Origin of the sequence: Sulfuriferula nivalis (assembly GCF_009937995.1) — a bacterium.
Lineage (GTDB): Bacteria > Pseudomonadota > Gammaproteobacteria > Burkholderiales > Sulfuriferulaceae > Sulfuriferula > Sulfuriferula nivalis.
This window is the reverse complement of the sequence record NZ_AP021881.1, coordinates 1,085,867-1,109,500: the sequence shown is the minus strand read 5'-3', so window position 1 is coordinate 1,109,500 and position 23,634 is coordinate 1,085,867. Positions and strand designations below refer to the sequence as shown.

Genomic DNA, 23,634 nt, shown 5'->3' with positions numbered 1-23,634 from the left:
ATGAGCTTCAAAAAAAGGTGTTGATAATACTTGAATGCGCATTACGAACACTATCTGTACTAACCTACAAATCAATGTGCACCAGCAGACTCCGCAGGTTTAGCAACCGTTTTAATAGGCCGCGCCAGCCAAATGATGCCTATCAAAGCGACAAACAATATTGCAGAAAGCCAGCTCAAATCATTCACTGCCAGTGTCGCGGCCTGTTGATTCATCAGATTATTCACAAACGCCAACGCTTGCTGCTCACTCATGCCCATATTGATCAGCATATTCATAGTTGACTGACTCACTGGATTGGCAAAATTAATATGTTCTGCAAGTACAGCATGATGGGCAGCTGTACGATTGACCCATACGCTGGTGTAAATCGATGCGCCGAAGCCACCTGCCATGATACGGGCAAAATTAGACAAGCCTGAAGCGGCGGGAATTTTGTCGGGTGACAGCCCAGAAAATATCAGTGTTACCAGCGGCACAAAGAAAGTTGCCATCGCAATCCCCTGTATCAGCGACGGTATCATGATCGTGACAAAATCAGTCTGCACCGTAAACTGTGAACGCATCCATAAAATCAGCGCAAACACACTGAATGCTATCGTTGCGAACCAGCGGGGGTCATACTTGTTAATATTTTTCCCCACAAACGGCGAGAACAAAATTGCCAACAGGCCAACAGGTGCCAGCACTGCACCTGCTATGGTTGCGGTATAGCCCATGTCCTGTTGCAACCACAATGGCATCAGCACCACATTACCAAAAAACACGCCATAACCAACGGATAGTGCCAAGGTGCCTGACCAGAAATTACGCCTGCGGAACAAACTCAAATCGACTACCGGATGCTTATCCGTCAACTCCCACACCAGGAAAAAACAGAATGCGACCAATGAAACCACAGCCAGCGACACAATCTGAGTGGAATGAAACCAATCCAGCTCATTACCCTTATCCAGCAATATCTGCAACGCCCCTACCCAGACGATGAGCAAGCCCAGCCCGACATAATCAATAGGCACTTTACGGGTAGGCGTTTCACGATGACGGTACAGCGCCCAGGTCACGCCAGCAGCAAGCAAGCCTATGGGAATATTGATATAGAAAATCCATGGCCAGGAAATATTATCGGTAATCCACCCACCCAGTAGTGGCCCCGCCACCGGCGCGACCAGTGTTGTCATTGACCAGATGGTCAATGCCAGCCCGGTCTTTTCTTTAGGGTAGCTAGACAGCAGCAACGACTGTGATAGCGGTATCATCGGCCCCGCTACTGCACCCTGTATCACCCGAAACACGATCAGCATACCCAGACTGGTCGACATGCCGCACAGCCAGGATGCAATCACAAACAGCACGATACTGGATACAAACAACCGCACCGCGCCGAAACGCTGAGTCAGAAATCCGGTCAGCGGCACTGCTATCGCATTCGCCACCGCAAACGAGGTAATCACCCAGGTTCCCTGACTGACACTCACGCCGAGATCACCTGACATAGCCTGTATCGACACGTTGGCAATAGAAACATCCAGCACATTCATGAATGTCGCCAGCGCCAAAGCCATACTAGCCAACACCAGCATGGCGCCGTGCAGTGGTGGCGGCACAGCCTGTACTGAATTGGGTGTAGCCATGGTTAAGGCTTAACTACCGGCAATGACTGCTCACCAAGATTGCTGTCGATAATCTTGTTGATAAGCGTATCTGCCGAATTATCTGCACCACTATAAACTTGCGTTTGTGCAGCATCACGTGGCGTAGCAGCATCCGCCAGCACGGCGCCATCCTGTACGGACAAATCCACCGTGGCCTCCATAGACATGCCTACCCGTAACGGATGCACAGCCACCTCTTTGGCATCCAGCGCTATCCGCACAGGCACACGCTGCACCACTTTGATCCAGTTACCCGTTGCATTCTGCGCAGGTAACAAGGCAAATGCTGCACCCGTACCTGACCCTATACCAGCGACACGACCGTGATAATCGACTTTGTCACCATACACGTCAGCCGTCAGTGCAACAGGCTGGCCAATGCGAATACGGCGCAGTTGCGATTCCTTGTAATTTGCATCTACCCAGATTTGCTTGAGCGGAATAATAGTCAACAACGGCACACCAATCGCCACACGCTGTCCCAGCTGCACATTACGTTTACCGACATAGCCATCCACAGGCGCCAGTATCGCAACGCGATGCAGATCCAGATAGGCCTGCTGCACTTTAACCGCCGCCGCCAGCACACGAGGATGATTACGCACTGCAACACCACCGGTCAGCGCCTGATTAGCCAGCAACTGTTGCTGCGCTGTGTTTAACGCCGCAGTCAACGCCGCCACATGGCTACGCATAGCATCAACCGCTGTTTGCGCATGTTGCAACTCTTCCCGTGACACTGCACCAGTAGCTACCAAAGGCTGGCGTCGAACCAGATCCTCCTGCGCATTACTCATATCCGTACGCGCCTGATCCAGCTCGGCACGATGTTGCGCCAACGTTGAAGTCAGGCTGTTATTAGCGGCATATAGCGTACGCACTTCACGCACCGTTTGCGCCAGTTGCGCCTCTGCATCCCGCAATGCAACCTGGGCATTGGTGCTATCCAAAGTCACCAGCACTTCACCAGCACGGACAAAATCGGTTTCATTCACCGCAATGCCGACGGCAGTGCCCGCCACTTGCGGCGTAATCTGCACGATATTTGCTGCCACATAGGCGTCATCACTGTATTCATAATTGCGGCCATGCACATACCAGTGCACAAGGTAGGCAAGTGCGACCAGGACGAATACAACTACCAGCACCAGCATCCATTTTTTGCGCGCAGCAGCATTAGCCGTTACTGGCGATATATCTGATTTATTTTGTTCGCTCATTTCAATACCTTCGCTATCTTGTCATCTGCAGATTTATTCGATTGTTGAGGTTCAATATAACCACCACCCAGCGCCAGCATCAGCCCTGCATGCACATCACAGGCGCGTGCCAGCAGGTCGATCAGCGCGCTGTGTTGTTGCAACACGGCATTATCTGCATCCAGCACGACCAGATAATTGCTCAGACCGCCACGATACCGCGCCAAAGCCAGATCATATGCCGCATTTAGTTGCGTCATAGTGTTCGTTTGAGCCTGTAACTGAGTTTGTAACGCCTGACCTGATGCCAGCTTGTCGGCCACCTCACGCAATGCATTCAATACTGTTGTGTTATAACTTTCTATGGCGACATCAGTCTGTGCGGTTCGTCCCTGCAGCTGGGCGCGCAAGCGACCTGCATCAAAAATCGGCAAACTGATGGCCGGGCCAGCACCTAGCGTACGGCTATCAGCCGCCAACCATTGCGAAAGTCCGATTGCCTCTAAGCCAACGAACGCCGTAAGATTAATATTGGGATAAAAAGCTGCCTTAGCTTCGTGTACGCTTTGCAATTCACTCTCAACTCGCCAACGCGCTGCAACCACATCTGCACGATGCCCCAACAGTTCAGCTGGAATTGCATGAGGAACATCAGCTTGAATATTAAGCGGCAATCGTGCTGTCAATTGCGCTGTCGCATCAGGCTCTGCACCCGTCAGCACCGCGAGCGCATGCCTGGCAATAGCAACCTGCTCATCCAGTGCAGCCAGATCACGTTGAATTTGTGTTACTTGCGCCTGTGACTGATGCTGTACCAATGCATTATCCAGACCTGCAGCTGCACGCTGACTAATCAACTGTTCATGCTGTTCGCCATGCTGCAGCATACGTTTGGTGATCTGCTGCTGTGCTTGCAAGCGAGCCAGACTGAAATATTGCTGTGCAACATTTGCCGCCAATACCACCTGCGCAGCTTGTGTATCCGCCTGCGCTGCCCGCACTTGCCCGAGCGCTGCCTCCAGCGCCGCATGCTGTTTACCAAACCAGTCAAATTGCCATGATGCCGAGACTGTAGCTGAATTCATCCACACCGTACTGCCACCCAGTGGTGGTGGATAAATGCTGTTCGCACTCAAGCGCTCGCGTGTTGATTGAGCTGCAGCATTCACTTGTGGATAAAGCGCACTGTCCGCCACTGATGCAGCAGCTTGCGCCTGTAACATACGACTTTGCGCAATTTTCAAACTTGGATTATGCGCAATCGCCTGCGCAATCAGATCGTCCAGCTGGGTATCGCCATATGCCTGCCACCAGTGCTGTTGCGGGAACACTGTCGCATCAGCCTGATTACTTGCGCTCAGTGCATGTGGTGTCAGCAATTTCGATTGCGGCGCAATGCCAGAGAAATCCGCGCAGCCTGCCAGTGTCAACAACAATGCCGTAACCAGCGGTAACTTGATTAAGTGTTGATCCAGGTTCACAACGCCTCCATAGAACTATTGCCGTTATCAGTAAACCGGCGCAGCAAGTTTTTGAATACCTCAAATTCAGCATCACTAAACCCCTGCAAATGCTGATTCAGCACTTTGACCAGATGCGCTGGAATCTGTTGCGTAACGGCTTGCCCATTTTCAGTCAAAGCCAGATTAACCACCCGCCGATCCGTCTCATTCCGTACTCGACACACCAAACCCTTAGCCTCCAGCCTGTCCAGCATACGGGTCATAGCACCACTATCGCTATAACTTGCACGCGCGCAAGTCGCCACCGTGTCACAGCACCCTTTGGCTATCAGCAACAAAGGCCCCCACTGCATCCCGGTAAGATCCAGCGTCTGCATTTCGGTATCAATATTTTTAAGAAACGATTGCCACGCACCGCGCATCAGATAACCGACTGACTCGCCGGGTGTGTAATTTCCTTCGGTATAAAAATCTTTTTGACTGGCGTTCATCGTTTTCACTTTAAATTTATGACTTACTATAAAATTACATGCCTAGGCAATTACTGTCAAGGCATGATATTAATCCAACTTCCTGACAATCTCTTGAATCGCACAAAAAAAACCGCGCCACAATTTGATGCAATATTTCATAGCCATGCACTCACATCATGCACTACGCTTACTCACACTCATTGCAAATTCCCGACTGCCCAGCACTCAGGCCATACGCACGTTTGGCATATTGCTTGCTTTAATTATTATGCAGGTAGAGCAACTCATTCGTTTCTACTGAGGGGCACTAGGGTTCCGATTGATAAATTTAACTTTACCAATGACTGGTCCAAGAGTGCACCGACCTCGATGTTGACAACATCGGCGTTCCACGGAGGGATAAAAGCCCGGGAGAAGACGTATTTCGTCTCGACCTGCGCCTATTTACCTTTAAGGAATACAGCATGGAACTCAAAGTTTTTAAAACCTACTGGGGTTGGAAGTCAGATTACTCCGCGATAGTAGATGACCTGCTCGCATTTGGCTTCAACGGCCTCGAAGCACCCGCCCCACGCGACTTGAATGAACGCGCACTGCTGGCTGAGCGCTTGCGTGAAGAAGGACTGGATTACATTAGCGAAATCTCCACTACCGGCTACGCCATCCCCGATCGCAAGGCAACACCGCAGCAGCATCTTGACGAACTGGAAGCCAAGATCATCCACGCAAAACCGCTATCTCCCCTCTTTCATAACGTCATGGGTGGCTGCGATGCCTGGCCAGTGGAAACACAAATCGACTTTTTTGCACGCGCACTGGAAATCGCAGACCGTCACGAAGTGATCTGCAGCTTCGAAACTCACCGTGGGCGTTCTTTCTACAACCCGTGGATTACGCTAGATATGGTGCGCAGATTTCCGGCATTGCGACTCACTTTCGATATCAGCCACTGGACAGTGGTGTTGGAACGGGCGATAGACACGGAATGGGACATCATCGAAGAGCTGGTGCCACATGTTCAGCATGTCCAGGGGCGCTTCGGCTATGACCAGGGTGCGCAAGTACCACATCCAGCCGATCCAGCTTATGCCTACTTTGTAGAAGTACACCGACGCTGCTGGGAAGCTGTATGGCAACACCAGAAACTGCAAGGGCTGGACGTGTCGACCTTCACGCCCGAATGTGGCCCGGATGGTTACACCATGCGCATGCCATTTACCAGTGAACCTATCGACGATTTTGCTGCTTTGAATCGCTGGATTGCCCACGAAGAAAGACTACGCTTTCAGAAACTGATTGCTGAATAATTAGCGTTAATTCAGGTTAGACGTATAAAACAGCTTGGGACGACCCTTGTAAATTTCATGAACAGCTGGGACGACCCAGCTTGATTATCAGGAAAGGATGCACGATGACGATACCGTTTTTCAAGGATAAATCCGGGCTCATCTATCACAGTCTGGCGCTAACCTACGTCATACTAGCCTATGGCCTGGGACTTACCGGACTGTTCAGCAATCATTGGCTCATCAATATATTGGGCACGTTACTGCTGGCACATGGCATGATCATTTCTGGCTACATGCTGCATGAATGCGCGCATAACGAATAAGGTTAGATTGTGATCGCGAAGCGAGCCACAATCTGAACCGTTTGTTGGACAAGCCCGGCATGGCTGGGGCGGGTGTTGCTTGAGCGCTTATGGAAATATCTTTTTGACTATGCTGGCATAACTGGACGCGTTACGCATCCCACCCGCCATTTCACGACCTTCACGTTGCCATTGCAGCAACTTATTCTATTCAACTCACCGTTTTTAGTCGGCTTTTCGGGCATGTTAACCCAATTTCAGCCTTCTTCAGGGCGAGCACGGCCATACCTGCCTAGTCTGGCAGGTGGGCGGTGTGGGCTGGTTTAGCGCATGGTCTCCCACCCTGTGTCATCTGCTCTGTGTTCCCGTTTTATAGATGGGGCTGATGTGGCTAGCGGTATCGCTTTGATACGTGTGCGCACTATCTTCATCACCCCACCGCAACATTGGCAACGTATCGCTGGTCTGGGTTGCGCTGGCGGCGGATTGTTCCGTCGCCATAGGTGGGTCAGCTGTAGCTGGGTGAGTAGTTTGCTATTGGGATGCAGGTAGCCAAAGTTGCGGGCGCGGCGGTAGCCTTTGGGCAGAATGTGTTGCAGTATCAGTCGCAGGAAGGCTACACCACTCAAGGTACGGGTTTCCATTTGTTTGGTTTGGCTGTTCCGGTAACGGAAGGTGACCTGACCATGCCGGTCGGAGAGGATGTCTTTCTCCTGTATCACCCCCCGATACAGATAGCGCCCAAGGTAGATCAGAGCGTGCTGTCCAGTGCCGACGGCTTTGCAATCCACCACCCAATCGGTCGGGTAATCGTTTGGCAGGGTGAGTCCTGCTTGTCTGATGCCTGCCAGTAATTTGGCACGAAATACTTTGGCCAGGGCTTTGTGGTTAAACAGGTAGTTGCCGTGTTTATGACGCATGCGTCGCTGTTTGGGGTTAAAGGCGACAGCGGGCATGACGAGATGCACATGGGGGTGATAGTCCAGTCGGCGGTTATGGGTATGCAGTACAGTCACCGCCCCTGCGCTGCCGCGCAGCTTGTTGTCGTTTTGGCTGAAGGTGTTGACTGTTTCCCACGCGCAGCGTGTGATCAAGTCATACATGACGCGCTGATGTTGCCAGGCCAGTGTGCGCAACTGGGCGGGCACGGTGAAGGTGAGCATGAAGTAGTTGGCGGGGATGGATTTGTGTAATTGCTGGTCTATCCAGCGCTGTGATTCGTGCGCCTGGCAATGCGGGCAATGCCGATGACCGCAGGAATGTGGCAGGTAGCTGGGTGTTTGACAATCATCACAGGCAAGTTGCATCCTCGGGCTCATCTGGCTACGGCAGGTTTGAAAGGCGGTTAAGGCAGCTTGCTGGCTGGGCAATAGGTGATGACCGTGTTGTGCAAGCAGTTTAGCTGCGTAGGTTGCTACGATGTGCGCCAGTCTGATCATTTGACTTTGCCCCAATGAATGTGGAATTTCTCCATTAATTGATTAAGGCGAGTGTGTGCGCTCTGATGGCGTTGTTCGGTGAGGTGGGTGTAGCGGATGGTGGTGAGGATGGACTGGTGTCCGAGTATCTGCTGAATTTCGAGTAAATCGATGCCAGCTTCTATCAGGTGGGTGGCATAGCTGTGGCGCAGGCTGTGTGGTGTAATTCTTTTTTTAAGCCACAGTCACGGGTCACTTGACCCAAGGTGGTCTGGATACCACCACGATCCAGCGGGGTGCGTGCCAAGTGCGATTTGGCAAGACCGCCGTGTCGATTAGGAAAGAGCAAGCTTGGGTTGCGATGGGTGAGCCAGAAACGGCGCAATACCTGCAAGGTGTTCTCTGATAACGGCACCAATCGATCACGGTTGCCTTTGGCGTTGCGTACTTGCACCCGCATCCGATCCGCATCGATATCCCCTACCTGCAAGCGTAAGCCTTCGCCTAATCGTAAGCCCAGGCTGTAGAGGGTGAAGAAGAATACGCGGTAGCTCAATACGCGGGTGGCCATGAAGATTTGTTGTGCCTGGGCGACGGTAATGATGTCGGGCAGGCTATATGACTTGGGTGGTTTAACCAGATCCGCACCTGGCCAGGGTTGGCTGAGTACATGGGCATAATAGAACTTCAGTCCATACAGATCATGTTTGAGCGTACTCCATGAATGGGTATCCAGGATGCGAACAAAATAGTCGGTTAATTGTGGCTTGGTGAGCGCGTCTATCTGGTCATTAAAATACACCGCTGCGCGCCGTACGCCGTGTGAATACAAGGCGATGGTTTTAGGCTGCATGCCTCTGAGCTTGAGGCAATTCAGCAGTCGCTGGTGATTGTGCTCGAAGTGCGCGGGGATGGGTGTGGGGGCTGTCAATGTCGTCTCCTCGTGGTACAGTAATCAAAATTCCATTGCTGGGGGAGACGAAATTATGCTGCGTAATTTGATGGTTCGGGAATATTTCTCCGCGATAGCGGCTTCGTTCAACACGATATTCAAGAGCAACGAACACAATGCCAGATTAGGCCGCATGCTGATGTGGGTGAACGGCAGCTGCTATGGCACATACGAGGATGTGCGTTTCAAGCACTTTCGTCATCACGTCGATAATGGTGACCTGTGCTGGTTCGACTACCAAGCATGGTTCAAACGTCACCCTTTGATATTGAAGCTAGTACTTGCGCTGGAGTGGCTGTACATACCTGCGCATGAAGTTATCATGCATGGCATGCTGGTATTTGGCTCATTTATCATCCCGCAGCGCAAATCCCAACGCCTCTACAATCTCACGGCTATCGTGATTCGAGGTAGCTTATACGGCACACTGCTCTGGTTCTATCCACGTGTCGCCGTACTGTATGCAGTCGCCTACATGCTCATGCTGATAGTGCTGCGCTTCATGGATAATTTACAGCATGACTATGCTGGCACACATACTTTGTTCGACAAAACACCCTTACCTCACAAAAGTGACCGCGTATACGAACAAGCCCACACTTTCAGCAACCCAATATCGCTGAAGTACAAATGGCCTAATTTGATAGTGCTGAATTTTGGTTTTCACAATGCACACCACGCCAGACCCACCACCCCCTGGTTCCAGTTGCCAGCCTTACACCGCGAACTATTTGGTGAAAACCCTGATGACGTAATCCCCTTTGCCGCCCAACTCAAATGTTACTCACGATTCCGCGTGGCGCGGGTGATGACATATGAACAGGAAGGCAATGGCGCAGAGTATATGAAGGACGCCAGCCAGGGGCTAGCCACCGGCATTAATGCAGTTTCATTTCTGACTGCATTTTAATGTATGAGACTCGCAATTTTAAGTAACATGAAGCGCCAACTTATACGCTTAATTTTTACTCAAGGAGTCGCGTAAAAACTGTATGAATGCCTTAAGTGGCGCCGATAGATGATGACGACTACTGTAATACAAGTACCAGCTGTCATAAGTCGGCGACCAATCGGTCAGTATGGGTATGAGTCGGCCTTGCGCTATGTATTGACTCATATACGTTTCTGCCATGTAGCCTATGCCGATGCCGTCACATGCCGCCTTTACCATCAAATCCACTTCGTTGACGATTAATGGACCATTAACGCCGACCTCGATTTTTTTGTGCGCTTTCTCGAATTCCCATAACAACATTTGCTGATTACCACGCCGGAAACAGACACAAGCGTGATGCTGTAAATCTTGCGGCGATTCGGGCATGGCGTGTTTGGCCAGATATTCTGGTGAGGCCACAGCTATCATGCGCGAGGGTGCGCTGGCCTTTACCATGACCATATCCTGAGCAATCATACTGCCGTGACGGATGCCCGCATCATATCGCCCCTTAACGATATCGACATTGGCATTATCGACGCTGATATCCAGATTGATAGCGGGATAAGCTGCCAGAAAACCTTTCAACATCGGCGCCAATATCATTTGCGCGGGTATATGCGACACACTCAGCCGCAATGTACCCATGGGCATATCCCGAAAATCATTGATAGATTCCACTGCTGCATCCAGTGTTTCAAAAGCAGGTTGTATCCGTGCCAGCAAATGCTCTCCCGCCTCCGTCAGCGATACGCTACGCGTAGTCCGTTGCAATAATCGCACACCCAACCGCTGTTCCAGTACCCGTATAGTCTGACTCAGTGTTGACGGTGCCAACCCCAATGCACTCGCCGCACGAGAAAAATTGCCATGCTCCACCACCTCAATAAAAGCACGCAATTCAGCAAATTCAGATCCACGCATTTTTCATTTCCTGTCTATAACAGCCACCCGTCCGGCAAGCAGTTGATTGTTCGCTTAAACCACATAATGTATATGCATTATCAGGCATTATCATCACAATCAGACTCAACTACAATGCCATTATCGAAATGGTCTATAGCACAGGCACACACATGAACAATCCAGCACCCAACAAACTGCGTCGCCCCCTGTTTATCGCTGGCGGAATACTGTTCCTGACACTTGCCGTGATATTTTATTTCACCGGTGGACGCATCGTTTCTACTGACAATGCTTATGTGCAAGCTGCCCATGTCGACATTAGCGCCAATATTGCCGGCCGCGTCACCCAGGTTTTCGTGAAAGAAAACCAGCAGGTACATCAGGGCGACCCGCTATTTGCACTGGATAACCGCGACTATCTCATCGCCATCCAGGACGCAAACGCTAAACTGGCTAATGCCCGCCTGCAAACCGCAGCGCTGCAAGCCACCTACACCCAGCGTCAGGCAGATACACAGGCCGCAGTGGCTACGCTACGCTACCAGACACGCGAACTAGATCGTCAAAAAATACTGGCGGGCAAAGGCATTTCGTCCCAGGAACAGCTGGAAATGGCACAACACGCAGTAGATGATGCTACGCAGAAACTGAACGCAACAAGGCAAGAACAGAATAATATTCATGCGCTGCTGGGCAACGCAGTTACAACCGATATCAACGCGCATCCAGACGTGCAGCAAGCACAAGCTGTATTGGAACGCGCGCAATTAAACCTGTCATACACCATCATCAAAGCCCCGATGGACGGCATCGTATCCAAAGTAGATCAACTCCAGCCCGGCAAGTACATCAATGCAGCCACACCCGTATTTTCACTGATCTCCAGCAAAATCATCTGGATAGAGGCGAATTTCAAGGAAACCCAGCTTACTAACATGCACCCAGGACAAAAAGTCACCATAGACGTTGATGCCTATCCAGACCACAGTTTCCACGGCAGCGTCACCAGCCTGAGTTCAGGCACTGGTGCGAGTTTTGCACTGCTACCACCCGAAAATGCCACTGGCAACTGGGTCAAAGTCGTACAACGACTGCCAGTACGCATCAGCATAGACGACCTTGATCCCAAACGTCCATTACGTTCCGGGCTCAGTGCTATAGTCGATGTAGACACCCAGCACAGTCGCTTGCAAGCGCTATAGTCATGGAAACGCAATCAACTCCGCTGGAGGAAATCAGCGCAGAAGCTGGCGAAGGCTCAGCAGTCCCCCATCCGCCCCATGCGGATATTGCCACTGCCAAATTAAATCGCCCGCTCATCACCTTTTCCATCATGGCGGCGACCATCATGCAGGCACTGGACTCGACCATCGCCAACGTCGCCCTGCCGCAAATGCAGGGCGAGCTATCTGCCACGCAGGATCAAATGGGCTGGGTGCTGACCTCCTACATCATCGCCACCGCCATCATGATCCCACTGACAGGCTGGCTGGCCGGACGCTTTGGCCGTAAAAAAGTCTTTCTGATTTCCATCGTCGGTTTCACCGTGACCTCAGCGTTATGCGGCATCGCCACCAGCCTGCCGGAAATCGTATTGTTCCGACTGCTACAAGGCATGTCTGGCGCGGCACTAGTGCCACTGTCGCAGGCAGTTCTGTTTGACATCAACCCGCCAGAAAACCACGGCAAAGCCATGGCCATGTGGGGTATAGGGGTGACGCTGGGTCCCGTACTTGGCCCGATACTGGGTGGATGGCTGACCGCCGACTACAGCTGGCGCTGGGTATTTTTCATCAACGTGCCCGTTGGCATCATCGCCTTCCTCGGCTTGTCAGCTTCCATGCCAGAAACAAAAAAGCTGTTAAAGCAATTCGATTTCTTCGGCTTCGTGACCTTGAGCCTGTGCATAGGCGCTCTGCAATTAATGCTCGACCGTGGCGGTATCAACGACTGGTTTAATTCCAGAGAAATCATCCTGGAAGCCATGGTAGCAGGCATCGCGCTATATTATTTTGTGGTGCACAGTTTTACCCACCCGCACCCTTTTCTCAGTCTCGCCCTGTTTACTGACCGCAATTTCGTCATGGCCAACATTTTTATCTTTCTCATCGGCGTAGTGTTGTTCGCCACATTAGCGTTAATTCCGCCCATGCTGCAAAACGAAATGAATTATCCCGTTATCGTCAGTGGATTGGTCACCGCCCCACGTGGTGCGGGGACGATGCTGGGGATGATGGTGGTCGGCAGGCTGATAGGCAGGTTTGATGCGCGGATGATCATGGCAACAGGATTGGGATTAACTGCATTTTCGCTATGGCAGATGACGAATTTCGACCTGCTGATGGACGAGCGCCTCATCGTTATCTCCGGCATTATTCAAGGCTTTGGCGTCGGTCTGGTTTATGTACCGCTATCCACCATTGCATTCGGCACACTGCCGGCGGCACTGCGCAATGAAGGCACGGCTTTCTTCAACTTGCAGCGTAATCTCGGAAGCGCCATCGGCATCTCCGCCGTGGTCGCGCTGCTGACACAAAACACCCAGATCATGCACGCAAGGCTGGTGGAACATATCACGCCATACAATCTGGACAACCCAGCTTTCCTCTCCAGCCATATCGCCCCCCACACACCCGCAGGGCTTGCGGCACTGAACCACATGATCACCAATCAGGCGGCAATGATCGCCTACCTCAACGACTACAAATTAATGATGGTGCTGACGCTGGCGGTGATTCCACTGCTGGTATTTTTACGCCCGGCGGCACGTTCGCAAAGTCCTGAAGAAACGGCGGTAATGGAATGAACATACAAAAATACGGCCTATACCTAACCGCCCTGTTGTTGCTGTCCGCATGCAGCGTCGGCCCTGATTTCAAAAGCCCGACCTCGCCGCAAGCAGATACCTATATCGCCAGCAATGAATCCGCACCACTGAGTCAGCGCATCGCGATGGGAAAACAGCTGGAAACGGAATGGTGGTCACTATTTGCGTCGGCGCCATTGAATGACATCATCCACCAGACTATCGCCAATAATTACGACCTGGCGGCGGCCAAAGCCACACTGGCACAGGCAGAGGAAACCGTGCGTGCAACCAGCGGCAGCCTTTTACCCCAGGCGACTCTGGGCGCCACAGCTGGACGACAAAAATATGGTGTAGCGCTGTTCGGCCCCAGCAATTTTGTCATCCCGCCATTCAGCTACTACGAAGTAGGACCAACTATCAGCTGGACACTGGATTTATCAGGCAGCAAACACCGCGCCCTTGAGCGGCAGCAGGCACTGACGAATTATCAGGCACATGAAGTCAACGCCACCTATATGACCCTGACTGGCGACGCCGTCGCCACCACACTGGAAATGGCTGCTGGCCATGCAGAAAGTGCCGCCATCGAACGTATGCTTGCCGAAGACCACAAAACCCTGACGCTGGTTGAGGAAGCATACGCCGCCGGCGCAATGACCAAGCTGGATATACTCAATGCCAAAGATCAGCTCAACACCGATCAAGCCCTGCTGCCACCAATAGCACAACGCATCAGCATCAGCCGCCACGCTCTTGCCATTTTCGTCGGCAAAACGCCCGCCAACTGGACACCTCCAGAGGTGGATTTTAATCGGCTAACATTGCCACAGACATTGCCAGTCAGCCTGCCATCCGAACTGATTAAAAGACGACCAGACATACTGGCAGCAGAAGCCAATCTGCATGCCGCCAGCGCAGCCATCGGCGTCGCCACAGGAAATCTGTATCCGCAACTGACATTGAGCGCAAACATGATGCAGGAAGCACTAACACCTGCCGGACTATTCAACACAGCGAACAATGCCTGGTCTATTGCCGCTGGGCTAACAGCGCCGCTATTCAACGGTGGTACGCTAAACGCCCAAAAACGCGAAGCCGAGCAGGCTTATCAAGCCGCGCTGGCACAATATCAGCAAACCATACTGGTTGCTTTCAGACAAGTCGCAGATGGACTGACCGCACTGGCACATGATGACGAAACATTAACCATCACAAACCAGGCACTAAACAACGCCTATAGCTCACTGGATATGGCGCACAGCCGTTATCAGGCAGGTGCTATCGGGCTATTACCATTACAGGACGCACAACGTATCCTGGCAAAAGCCCAACTGGACATGATACGCGCCCAGCATCAGCGCTATGCAGATAGCGCACGACTGCTTGTTGCACTCGGCGGCTCTCCCATCGCAAGCCAGAAATAGCCTGTCCAGGTTTGCGGGTATCACAGCCGAACTCGTTTCAAATAATTTGAGCTGAGGTACTGTAACAAATATGCATTTACAGGCCACTCCGTGCTGCATATTTCATACGCTTACAATTAAATAATGGTTAAATGATGTTAACCTGAAACTCATGCACTAACCACGACAATACCCATAACAGCGCCAATTTTTTTGAAAGACTACCCATGTCAGAAAATCATAAAACTCAACACATAGGCTGGCTACGCGCTGCCGTACTGGGCGCAAATGACGGCATCGTATCTACCGCCAGTTTGATTATGGGGGTAGCAGCATCGAACGCCAGTCACAACAGCATATTAATAGCCGGCGTGGCGGGCTTGGTTGCTGGTGCGATGTCGATGGCTGCGGGTGAATATGTTTCCGTCAGCTCCCAATTCGACACCGAGCAAGCCGACATTGCGCGCGAACGGATAGAGCTGGCAACCGACCCCGAACACGAAGTCGCTGAACTCACTGCGATTTACGTACAACGAGGGCTGGATATGCCGTTAGCCAAACAGGTTGCGGTTCAGTTGATGGCTAAAGATGCTCTGGGTGCGCATACCCGAGACGAATTAGGTATTTCCGCAATCATGAGCGCGAATCCGCTACAGGCAGCCATTACCTCGGCACTATCATTCACTGTCGGTGCAGGATTGCCGCTGATATGTGCATGGCTTGCACCTGGGCTATACCTTACCTGGATAGTTGGCGTGACTTCGTTACTTTTTCTTATACTATTAGGCGGGCTGGCTGCCCACACAGGTGGTGCCAGCATACTCAAGGGAATATGGCGAGTTACCTTGTGGGGAGTGTTGGCTATGGCGATTACTGCGGGCATAGGTATGCTGTTTAATACATCAGTATGAAATACCACTGAACATCGGGGTGACGACGTGCACAAGTTATATCGAACGACTGTTTTTCGGCCAAGCCGGATGGTCATAATCTCATCATCAAAGATCCGTGATACGTACAATAGTGGTCACTCGGAATGGTAATCCCCCCACCAAAACAGAACCGATTGCATGACCAGTTTTACGACCGTAGTTTTTAGTTTCGATACAGGTTGATTGACACTGTGGGCATGAGATTGCCATGGTATTACTCCTTATGAAAGTGGTGACATACATGCTTTAAACGCATGTGTGCCTTGGATTAAGTTGAGTTAAATGGAAAAATGAAGTTTTAAGTGAGGCGTGGCGTTGGGTATCCACATTGGAGTTATATATGGCTGAGATTCTTTGGTATCTGAGTTTGACGGTATATCAAGCAGTATTATCCTGCTTGATGATGGGTTGTTTGAATTTGAGTAAGGATACGGGGAATTATGTCTGTGAGCTGAGTGTGAAATTTTTTGCATCTTACTATTTGACGTTAAAAGTACGCATAAAGATGAAACACTTGCCTGATTTTTTGTACATAGTGTAGTGAATTGTCGACAAAAGAACACAAAACTTATCATAAGATAATACACAACATTCACAACCAGTAAAATAAGCTATTATGGGTTGTATGGATGTTTATACATGCTGCAATCTGCGCAATCTAACGCCATATAAAATATAGCAAATCTTCATCCATAAAGTAGAGGAGTTATGCTAATGAACGCATCAATTCACTTAGAACTTCTTGAGTCTGCGCTAAACGATCATGCAATTGTGAGCATGGCGGATGCTGCAGGAAACATCACCTATGTTAACCAACATTTTCTCGATATTTCGGGCTACACCAGATCAGAATTGCTGGGTCGCAATCATCGAATACTGAAATCTGGTGTACATCCAGATTCTTTTTATCAAGGAATGTGGGATACGTTATTAAGCGGTCAAACATGGTTAGGAGAGTTGTGCAATAAACGTAAGAATGGTGATATTTATTGGGTACGAGCTTCGATTAAACCGATTCTTGATGATACGGGCTTACCGATACAATATATATCTATTCGTACCGACATTACTAAAGAAAAGTTACAGGCACAGACACTACTTACACAAAACAAACAATTTGAGGCATTTTTTGAGGAAACGACTGATCCTGCGATGATACTCAAACGCGGACGTATTGTGCACTGCAATTCGGCTGCACTTCGTCAGTTTCGCTGTAATGACAAGACTAATATGGTTGGTAAGAGTGTGTATCAATTGTCGCCACCCTATCAAGCAGATGCTAAATGCTCTCAGGAACAGTTCTCTGAGATAAATTCATTGGCTTTACGAAACGGCAATTACCATTATGAGTGGTTATTCTTACGTAAGGATGGTAGCCAATTTAATGCTGACATATCACTTACTGCTATTACCGTAAACGGAGAGTTACTACTCCACATGGCAGTACGTGACATTACGGATAGAAAACTACTTGAAGTCGCTCTTCAGCAACAAAAAGAGAAATTTGAAACCCTCTATAACATCGCCAGAGATGGTATTGCGGTATTGGACTTGGAATCTAATTTTTTAGCGGTTAATCCTGCCTATGAGCGCATGACTGGGCTAAGCAAAGAAGAATTGCTTAAAACGTCATGTATTGCAATGAGTGCCCCAGAAGACGTATTGCGCTCAATGGCCGTATTGCAGCAAGTTTTAGCTACAGGTTATGTAGATACTTACGAAAAAACTTGCATAGATAAAACTGGACAACGCGTGATTGTTAATATGTCATTAGCGCTATTGCCAGACGAGCAACATATACTTATAAACGTCAAAAATGTCACTAGTCAAAAAACACTCGAACAAAGCTTGTATTTAGCCAAAGAACTCGCTGAAGTAACGCTAGCCTCAATTGGTGATGCGGTTATCACGACCGATATGAAAGGTCTGGTGATATTCATGAACTTGGTCGCGGAGGGTTTGGTTGGTTGTACATTGGATGAAGCGCGTGACAAACCCTTGTCAAGCGTCTTCAATATCATCGATGAGAGTTCTCGCCACAAAGTAGAAAGCCCAGTGGATTTGGTTTTGCGTGATGGCAAAATGGTAACGCTAAACAGTCGCACTCTTTTGATCTCTAGAGATGGCGCAGAATATAATATTGAAGACTCAGCATCGCCTATATTTAAGCCCGATGGCACCTTGCTGGGGTGTGTGTTGGTGTTCCATGATGTAACAGAAAAACATCGTTTACTTCACTCGGTACGTTGGCAGGCAACACATGATGCGCTTACTAATTTGCCTAATCGTATATTGCTCAGTGACCGTTTTAACAGCGCAATTGCTCGCGCAAAACGACAAAATGCACTGCTTGCCGTTTGTATGATAGATTTAGATGAATTCAAACCTGTCAATGATCATTATGGACATGATGTAGGCGACAGCCTGTTGATGGAAGTGGCTAGTCGGTTAAATGCCATTATCCGAGGTGATGATACTGCGGCACGTTTAGGTGGTGATGAATTTGTATTACTATTAAACGATATTGCCGATATGGATGAACTTGAGTTGGTTATGACTCGAGTTCTAACGAATAAGGTTAGATTGTGATCGCGAAGCGAGCCACAATCTGAACCGTTTGTTGGACAAGCCCGGCATGGCTGGGGCGGGTGTTGCTTGAGCGCTTATGGAAATATCTTTTTGACTATGCTGGCATAACTGGACGCGTTACGCATCCCACCCGCCATTTCACGACCTTCACGTTGCCATTGCAGCAACTTATTCTATTCAACTCACCGTTTTTAGTCGGCTTTTCGGGCATGTTAACCCAATTTCAGCCTTCTTCAGGGCGAGCACGGCCATACCTGCCTAGTCTGGCAGGTGGGCGGTGTGGGCTGGTTTAGCGCATGGTCTCCCACCCTGTGTCATCTGCTCTGTGTTCCCGTTTTATAGATGGGGCTGATGTGGCTAGCGGTATCGCTTTGATACGTGTGCGCACTATCTTCATCACCCCACCGCAACATTGGCAACGTATCGCTGGTCTGGGTTGCGCTGGCGGCGGATTGTTCCGTCGCCATAGGTGGGTCAGCTGTAGCTGGGTGAGTAGTTTGCTATTGGGATGCAGGTAGCCAAAGTTGCGGGCGCGGCGGTAGCCTTTGGGCAGAATGTGTTGCAGTATCAGTCGCAGGAAGGCTACACCACTCAAGGTACGGGTTTCCATTTGTTTGGTTTGGCTGTTCCGGTAACGGAAGGTGACCTGACCATGCCGGTCGGAGAGGATGTCTTTCTCCTGTATCACCCCCCGATACAGATAGCGCCCAAGGTAGATCAGAGCGTGCTGTCCAGTGCCGACGGCTTTGCAATCCACCACCCAATCGGTCGGGTAATCGTTTGGCAGGGTGAGTCCTGCTTGTCTGATGCCTGCCAGTAATTTGGCACGAAATACTTTGGCCAGGGCTTTGTGGTTAAACAGGTAGTTGCCGTGTTTATGACGCATGCGTCGCTGTTTGGGGTTAAAGGCGACAGCGGGCATGACGAGATGCACATGGGGGTGATAGTCCAGTCGGCGGTTATGGGTATGCAGTACAGTCACCGCCCCTGCGCTGCCGCGCAGCTTGTTGTCGTTTTGGCTGAAGGTGTTGACTGTTTCCCACGCGCAGCGTGTGATCAAGTCATACATGACGCGCTGATGTTGCCAGGCCAGTGTGCGCAACTGGGCGGGCACGGTGAAGGTGAGCATGAAGTAGTTGGCGGGGATGGATTTGTGTAATTGCTGGTCTATCCAGCGCTGTGATTCGTGCGCCTGGCAATGCGGGCAATGCCGATGACCGCAGGAATGTGGCAGGTAGCTGGGTGTTTGACAATCATCACAGGCAAGTTGCATCCTCGGGCTCATCTGGCTACGGCAGGTTTGAAAGGCGGTTAAGGCAGCTTGCTGGCTGGGCAATAGGTGATGACCGTGTTGTGCAAGCAGTTTAGCTGCGTAGGTTGCTACGATGTGCGCCAGTCTGATCATTTGACTTTGCCCCAATGAATGTGGAATTTCTCCATTAATTGATTAAGGCGAGTGTGTGCGCTCTGATGGCGTTGTTCGGTGAGGTGGGTGTAGCGGATGGTGGTGAGGATGGACTGGTGTCCGAGTATCTGCTGAATTTCGAGTAAATCGATGCCAGCTTCTATCAGGTGGGTGGCATAGCTGTGGCGCAGGCTGTGTGGTGTAATTCTTTTTTTAAGCCACAGTCACGGGTCACTTGACCCAAGGTGGTCTGGATACCACCACGATCCAGCGGGGTGCGTGCCAAGTGCGATTTGGCAAGACCGCCGTGTCGATTAGGAAAGAGCAAGCTTGGGTTGCGATGGGTGAGCCAGAAACGGCGCAATACCTGCAAGGTGTTCTCTGATAACGGCACCAATCGATCACGGTTGCCTTTGGCGTTGCGTACTTGCACCCGCATCCGATCCGCATCGATATCCCCTACCTGCAAGCGTAAGCCTTCGCCTAATCGTAAGCCCAGGCTGTAGAGGGTGAAGAAGAATACGCGGTAGCTCAATACGCGGGTGGCCATGAAGATTTGTTGTGCCTGGGCGACGGTAATGATGTCGGGCAGGCTATATGACTTGGGTGGTTTAACCAGATCCGCACCTGGCCAGGGTTGGCTGAGTACATGGGCATAATAGAACTTCAGTCCATACAGATCATGTTTGAGCGTACTCCATGAATGGGTATCCAGGATGCGAACAAAATAGTCGGTTAATTGTGGCTTGGTGAGCGCGTCTATCTGGTCATTAAAATACACCGCTGCGCGCCGTACGCCGTGTGAATACAAGGCGATGGTTTTAGGCTGCATGCCTCTGAGCTTGAGGCAATTCAGCAGTCGCTGGTGATTGTGCTCGAAGTGCGCGGGGATGGGTGTGGGGGCTGTCAATGTCGTCTCCTCGTGGTACAGTAATCAAAATTCCATTGCTGGGGGAGACGAAATTATGCTGCGTAATTTGATGGTTCGGGAATATTTCTCCGCGATAGCGGCTTCGTTCAACATCACTATCAGCGCGTTATGTCATCAACGGTAAACACATCTTACTTTCTGCCAGCATTGGCACCACAGTATATCCACTTGATGAGGCTGATGCCGATACCTTGTTACGCCACGCAGATCAGGCGATGTACCAAGCGAAACAGCATGGTCGCAATCAATATCAATTGTTTGACCCTTCTCTGGATCAACAAATTACATCTAATCACCAAACGATAAATCGTATTAAGAAAGCATTGCAGGCGAATGAGTTCGTTTTGCATTATCAACCCAAGGTTAACATGCGTACGGGTGTAATTGTGGGCATGGAAGCACTGTTGCGTTGGCAGCATCCTACGAAAGGTATGATACGGCCGTTAGATTTTTTGCCTCACATAGAAAAAACTGAGTTGATTGTTGATATCGGTGTGTGGGTAATGAATCAAGCTATGCAGCAAATATCGATTTGGGTAAAGGCAGGCAAGTCATGGGTAATCAGTATCAATATTGCGGCATTACACTTCCAGAGAATTGATTTTTTGCAACATCTGAAAGATGCACTGGTGCGCCACCCTAATGTACCACCTAATTTGCTGGAAATCGAACTGCTGGAATCTGTTGCTCTAGGTGATATTAACGAGGTTAGTCAGCTGATACGTGATTGCCAAGCGCTGGGTGTGAGCTTCGCTTTAGATGATTTTGGGACAGGATACTCTTCGCTAAATTACTTAAAACGGCTGCCTGCTGAAACACTTAAAATAGATCAATCTTTTGTACGTGACATTCTGGATGATAATGATGATTTAATCATGATCGAAGCGATCATCAACATGGGCAAGGTATTTAATCGTAGAATAATCGCTGAAGGGGTAGAAACAGCGGAGCATGGGGTTCTGCTAATGCGACTAGGTTGTGACTTTGCGCAAGGTTATGGCATTGCCAAGCCCATGCCTGAGATGCAAGTAGTGGCCTGGGCAAATACATATGTGGCAGACCCAGCTTGGTCTATGTGGGCTGATACGCAGTGGGAACTTGATGATTTTCCATTATTAGTGGCGCAACATGACCATCTAAAATGGATTAAACGCTTGATACTATCAGTTGAGCGTCCGAATGTTCGGCTAAACCAAGCAGAAATAATTGATACCCATCAATGTCGATTTGGTCATTGGTATTATGACTATGGCATGGAACGTTATGGTCAAGTGAGCGAGTTTATTGCAATTGAACCGTTACATAATAAAGTGCATGAGATTGGAGTAGCTATTGTACAGACATGTAAAAACGGGGATAAGGAAATGGCGAAGATGTTGTGCGCAACATTACTGATCGCCAAGGATGATATTCTTGCGCAGCTTGCGCGGTTACAAAAAGCAATAAAATTAGTTCATAACAAATAAAGTCGGCGGTATCTCGCCTAAACAAACTCGCTATGGCCGTTTAACCTCTACTTTTAGTCTCTGTTATTAATGGAGGGATTGTCGGGGAAGATCATCATTCCAAGTGGCCGCTGTTGCTCGTATTCCTAACCTCGATGAAGAAATTGTGACCGTCCGGTTTGGCCGAACAACAGACCTTCATGATCATTACTCTGACACAGAAGTTCTTCATGTTTTCGACACAGACGTGTATTTATTAAAACTCCAAAATACTGCTTGTCATTGCGCAACAGTTTGCAGTTTGTCGCTTATTGCAAAGCATAAAAACTCTTTGGTGGTGCAGTGCCAACCACTTCGGTAAGGAATCGATTCAAATCATCTTGAATAGTGACTGGGGCATCAGATCGAAACTCCATATTTCCTCGTACCATAGCAGCCATTACCACCATAGCGGGAAGCTCGAGCTTATAGGCATGGAAATTTTGCTCGATGCCAGCGCTGATTACTTTTGCCACGCCCATTGCACGGAATCGTCGCGCTGTGTTGATCTTCTCTGCCGCTTTTTTATAAGCAGCCAACACTTTGCTGACTAATTTCGCCTGCTCTGGGTTGTCAAGAACCGAACCTAATATTGCCAGGCCGCCATGCGGTAACTGATCATTTGGCCAAGCTGTATAACCAGTGAAGAGCGGTTGATATGAAATACCCCGCTCCATACCTGAGACACTAAAACTCGACATTATGCTATCCATAATCAAGCCTGTTGCCGCAGGCTCAACTAGAGATATCCCTGACGCTGGCATAGAAAACGAGGGATCACAGTGCGAATTGGAATTAAGTGGCGCTTGTTCCTTCAGCAATTTCACAGCCTCCATCACTGGCAAATAACAAACATGCACATCAGCTGTCGTCATACCGCTACGCTTTAGTGCTGCCTGAAAAATAAAGTCTGGCCCACCATTTTTTCCGCCTCCGGTTGGTCCTGAGACAATCAGGCCTTTACCACGTAAATCGCTGAAATTTTTGATCTCGTCTTTTTTGTACGTGACCTCACTAAAGCCTTTCCACAATCCGACATACACCAAACGCAGATCAGGAATCTTATCTGACGTAACCTTCTTGGCTATCGTGTAAGTCATTGCCAGCAAGCCATCCGCCTTACCCTGCTGAAATACAGTATCAATTTCCTTGCTGTCTGCGACTGGCACAATTTCAACAGGCAAGGTTGGATCATCTGCCATGGCAACCAATAGCGGGAAAATGTTTGGATTGGGCGTGGCAGCTATCCTGAGTTTGTCTTGCGCAACAGCAGGTAAGGCAAAAGAAAATGCACAGCTCAGTATGACAATTATTTTAAACATAAACATCGTACTCCATCATTTTGAAATTTAAGATTAATAGTGCGTTAGTCTACATGCATTACAAATGCCGAAACCACATATTGGTATTGTTCTCGTCCGTCCCGATTAGTTCCGTACGTCAGCACACATATGCTCAAAAATACATGAAGTTAGCATGGGCATGACAGA

General features: G+C 49.7%; 17 protein-coding genes, 2 pseudogenes and 1 riboswitch. Of the genes and pseudogenes, 9 read left to right on the top strand and 10 right to left on the bottom strand.

Features of this window, described 5'->3' with window-relative positions; genetic code table 11:
* Positions 1 to 71: 71 nt before the first annotated feature.
* The 4 genes from SFSGTM_RS05775 to SFSGTM_RS05760 are packed head-to-tail and all read right to left on the bottom strand — an operon-like array spanning position 72 to position 4,808.
* A complete protein-coding gene (locus SFSGTM_RS05775; RefSeq protein ID WP_162084354.1) occupies positions 72 to 1,634 on the bottom strand; it encodes a DHA2 family efflux MFS transporter permease subunit in 1,563 nt (520 codons plus the stop codon).
* 2 nt (positions 1,635 to 1,636) lie between these two features.
* Positions 1,637 to 2,875, bottom strand: a complete 1,239-nt coding sequence (locus tag SFSGTM_RS05770; RefSeq protein ID WP_162084353.1) for an HlyD family secretion protein — start codon at positions 2,873 to 2,875, stop codon at positions 1,637 to 1,639.
* Positions 2,872 to 4,335: an efflux transporter outer membrane subunit gene (locus SFSGTM_RS05765; protein ID WP_162084352.1), complete on the bottom strand. Its 1,464-nt coding sequence runs from the start codon at positions 4,333 to 4,335 to the stop codon at positions 2,872 to 2,874. The genes SFSGTM_RS05770 and SFSGTM_RS05765 overlap by 4 nt, the downstream gene beginning before the upstream one ends.
* Positions 4,332 to 4,808: a MarR family winged helix-turn-helix transcriptional regulator gene (locus SFSGTM_RS05760; RefSeq protein WP_162084351.1), complete on the bottom strand. Its 477-nt coding sequence runs from the start codon at positions 4,806 to 4,808 to the stop codon at positions 4,332 to 4,334. The genes SFSGTM_RS05765 and SFSGTM_RS05760 overlap by 4 nt, the downstream gene beginning before the upstream one ends.
* A 278-nt stretch (positions 4,809 to 5,086) precedes the next feature.
* Positions 5,087 to 5,206: riboswitch (guanidine-I (ykkC/yxkD leader) on the top strand.
* 48 nt (positions 5,207 to 5,254) lie between these two features.
* On the opposite strand from SFSGTM_RS05760, the gene SFSGTM_RS05755 reads away from it, so the two are divergent.
* Together SFSGTM_RS05755 and SFSGTM_RS05750 are read left to right on the top strand one after the other, a co-directional pair.
* Positions 5,255 to 6,097 (top strand): sugar phosphate isomerase/epimerase family protein, encoded by an 843-nt coding sequence (locus tag SFSGTM_RS05755; RefSeq protein WP_162084350.1) that lies wholly within the window; start codon positions 5,255 to 5,257, stop codon positions 6,095 to 6,097.
* Positions 6,098 to 6,201: 104 nt separating this feature from the next.
* Entirely contained in the window at positions 6,202 to 6,402 is a 201-nt protein-coding gene (locus tag SFSGTM_RS05750) for a hypothetical protein (RefSeq protein ID WP_162084349.1), read from the top strand.
* A 302-nt stretch (positions 6,403 to 6,704) separates the two neighbouring features.
* Here the strand turns inward: SFSGTM_RS05750 and SFSGTM_RS05745 are convergent, their stop codons facing one another.
* Entirely contained in the window at positions 6,705 to 7,820 is a 1,116-nt protein-coding gene (locus tag SFSGTM_RS05745) for an IS91 family transposase (RefSeq protein WP_162083488.1), read from the bottom strand.
* Positions 7,817 to 8,730, bottom strand: a pseudogene (locus SFSGTM_RS05735) (tyrosine-type recombinase/integrase). The gene SFSGTM_RS05745 and the pseudogene SFSGTM_RS05735 overlap by 4 nt, the downstream one beginning before the upstream one ends.
* A gap of 55 nt (positions 8,731 to 8,785) precedes the next feature.
* Here SFSGTM_RS05735 and SFSGTM_RS05730 point away from each other — a divergent pair.
* Positions 8,786 to 9,661 (top strand): fatty acid desaturase, encoded by an 876-nt coding sequence (locus tag SFSGTM_RS05730; RefSeq protein ID WP_162084348.1) that lies wholly within the window; start codon positions 8,786 to 8,788, stop codon positions 9,659 to 9,661.
* A gap of 48 nt (positions 9,662 to 9,709) precedes the next feature.
* On the opposite strand, the gene SFSGTM_RS05725 is transcribed toward SFSGTM_RS05730, so the two are convergent.
* Positions 9,710 to 10,609, bottom strand: a complete 900-nt coding sequence (locus tag SFSGTM_RS05725) for a LysR family transcriptional regulator (RefSeq protein ID WP_162084347.1) — start codon at positions 10,607 to 10,609, stop codon at positions 9,710 to 9,712.
* Positions 10,610 to 10,761: 152 nt separating this feature from the next.
* Here SFSGTM_RS05725 and SFSGTM_RS05720 point away from each other — a divergent pair, with 152 nt between their 5' ends.
* From SFSGTM_RS05720 to SFSGTM_RS05700, 5 genes are all read left to right on the top strand, one after another.
* The gene (locus SFSGTM_RS05720) at positions 10,762 to 11,793 is read left to right on the top strand and encodes an HlyD family secretion protein (RefSeq protein WP_162084346.1); all 1,032 of its coding nucleotides are present in this window, start codon (positions 10,762 to 10,764) and stop codon (positions 11,791 to 11,793) included.
* A 2-nt stretch (positions 11,794 to 11,795) separates the two neighbouring features.
* A complete protein-coding gene (locus tag SFSGTM_RS05715; RefSeq protein ID WP_162084345.1) occupies positions 11,796 to 13,397 on the top strand; it encodes a DHA2 family efflux MFS transporter permease subunit in 1,602 nt (533 codons plus the stop codon).
* Entirely contained in the window at positions 13,394 to 14,824 is a 1,431-nt protein-coding gene (locus SFSGTM_RS05710) for an efflux transporter outer membrane subunit (protein ID WP_162084344.1), read from the top strand. The genes SFSGTM_RS05715 and SFSGTM_RS05710 overlap by 4 nt, the downstream gene beginning before the upstream one ends.
* A 206-nt stretch (positions 14,825 to 15,030) precedes the next feature.
* Entirely contained in the window at positions 15,031 to 15,714 is a 684-nt protein-coding gene (locus SFSGTM_RS05705; protein WP_162084343.1) for a VIT1/CCC1 transporter family protein, read from the top strand.
* A gap of 735 nt (positions 15,715 to 16,449) precedes the next feature.
* On the top strand, positions 16,450 to 18,324 hold the full coding sequence (locus SFSGTM_RS05700; RefSeq protein ID WP_162084342.1) for a bifunctional diguanylate cyclase/phosphodiesterase: 1,875 nt from the start codon (positions 16,450 to 16,452) through the stop codon (positions 18,322 to 18,324).
* Between the two features lie 289 nt (positions 18,325 to 18,613).
* On the opposite strand, the gene SFSGTM_RS05695 is transcribed toward SFSGTM_RS05700, so the two are convergent.
* Positions 18,614 to 19,729, bottom strand: coding sequence for an IS91 family transposase (locus tag SFSGTM_RS05695; RefSeq protein ID WP_162083488.1), 1,116 nt, complete (start codon positions 19,727 to 19,729; stop codon positions 18,614 to 18,616).
* Positions 19,726 to 20,639: pseudogene (locus tag SFSGTM_RS05685) on the bottom strand (tyrosine-type recombinase/integrase). Before SFSGTM_RS05685 ends, SFSGTM_RS05695 begins: the two are co-directional and overlap by 4 nt.
* Before the next feature lie 134 nt (positions 20,640 to 20,773).
* On the opposite strand from SFSGTM_RS05685, the gene SFSGTM_RS05680 reads away from it, so the two are divergent.
* On the top strand, positions 20,774 to 22,126 hold the full coding sequence (locus SFSGTM_RS05680) for an EAL domain-containing protein (protein ID WP_269780096.1): 1,353 nt from the start codon (positions 20,774 to 20,776) through the stop codon (positions 22,124 to 22,126).
* A 287-nt stretch (positions 22,127 to 22,413) separates the two neighbouring features.
* Here SFSGTM_RS05680 and SFSGTM_RS05675 read toward each other — a convergent pair whose 3' ends face one another.
* A complete protein-coding gene (locus tag SFSGTM_RS05675; protein WP_162084340.1) occupies positions 22,414 to 23,466 on the bottom strand; it encodes an ABC transporter substrate-binding protein in 1,053 nt (350 codons plus the stop codon).
* Positions 23,467 to 23,634: the final 168 nt, after the last annotated feature.

What these genes read in the sequence shown, in the direction of transcription:
- SFSGTM_RS05775 (WP_162084354.1), bottom strand. Translation starts at nt 1,634, where the DNA reads ATGGCTACACCCAATTCAGTACAGGCTGTGCCGCCACCACTGCACGGC.
- SFSGTM_RS05770 (WP_162084353.1), bottom strand. Translation starts at nt 2,875, where the DNA reads ATGAGCGAACAAAATAAATCAGATATATCGCCAGTAACGGCTAATGCT.
- SFSGTM_RS05760 (WP_162084351.1), bottom strand. Translation starts at nt 4,808, where the DNA reads ATGAACGCCAGTCAAAAAGATTTTTATACCGAAGGAAATTACACACCC.
- SFSGTM_RS05755 (WP_162084350.1), top strand. Translation starts at nt 5,255, where the DNA reads ATGGAACTCAAAGTTTTTAAAACCTACTGGGGTTGGAAGTCAGATTAC.
- SFSGTM_RS05750 (WP_162084349.1), top strand. Translation starts at nt 6,202, where the DNA reads ATGACGATACCGTTTTTCAAGGATAAATCCGGGCTCATCTATCACAGT.
- SFSGTM_RS05745 (WP_162083488.1), bottom strand. Translation starts at nt 7,820, where the DNA reads ATGATCAGACTGGCGCACATCGTAGCAACCTACGCAGCTAAACTGCTT.
- SFSGTM_RS05730 (WP_162084348.1), top strand. Translation starts at nt 8,786, where the DNA reads ATGCTGCGTAATTTGATGGTTCGGGAATATTTCTCCGCGATAGCGGCT.
- SFSGTM_RS05725 (WP_162084347.1), bottom strand. Translation starts at nt 10,609, where the DNA reads ATGCGTGGATCTGAATTTGCTGAATTGCGTGCTTTTATTGAGGTGGTG.
- SFSGTM_RS05720 (WP_162084346.1), top strand. Translation starts at nt 10,762, where the DNA reads ATGAACAATCCAGCACCCAACAAACTGCGTCGCCCCCTGTTTATCGCT.
- SFSGTM_RS05715 (WP_162084345.1), top strand. Translation starts at nt 11,796, where the DNA reads ATGGAAACGCAATCAACTCCGCTGGAGGAAATCAGCGCAGAAGCTGGC.
- SFSGTM_RS05710 (WP_162084344.1), top strand. Translation starts at nt 13,394, where the DNA reads ATGAACATACAAAAATACGGCCTATACCTAACCGCCCTGTTGTTGCTG.
- SFSGTM_RS05705 (WP_162084343.1), top strand. Translation starts at nt 15,031, where the DNA reads ATGTCAGAAAATCATAAAACTCAACACATAGGCTGGCTACGCGCTGCC.
- SFSGTM_RS05700 (WP_162084342.1), top strand. Translation starts at nt 16,450, where the DNA reads ATGAACGCATCAATTCACTTAGAACTTCTTGAGTCTGCGCTAAACGAT.
- SFSGTM_RS05695 (WP_162083488.1), bottom strand. Translation starts at nt 19,729, where the DNA reads ATGATCAGACTGGCGCACATCGTAGCAACCTACGCAGCTAAACTGCTT.
- SFSGTM_RS05675 (WP_162084340.1), bottom strand. Translation starts at nt 23,466, where the DNA reads ATGTTTAAAATAATTGTCATACTGAGCTGTGCATTTTCTTTTGCCTTA.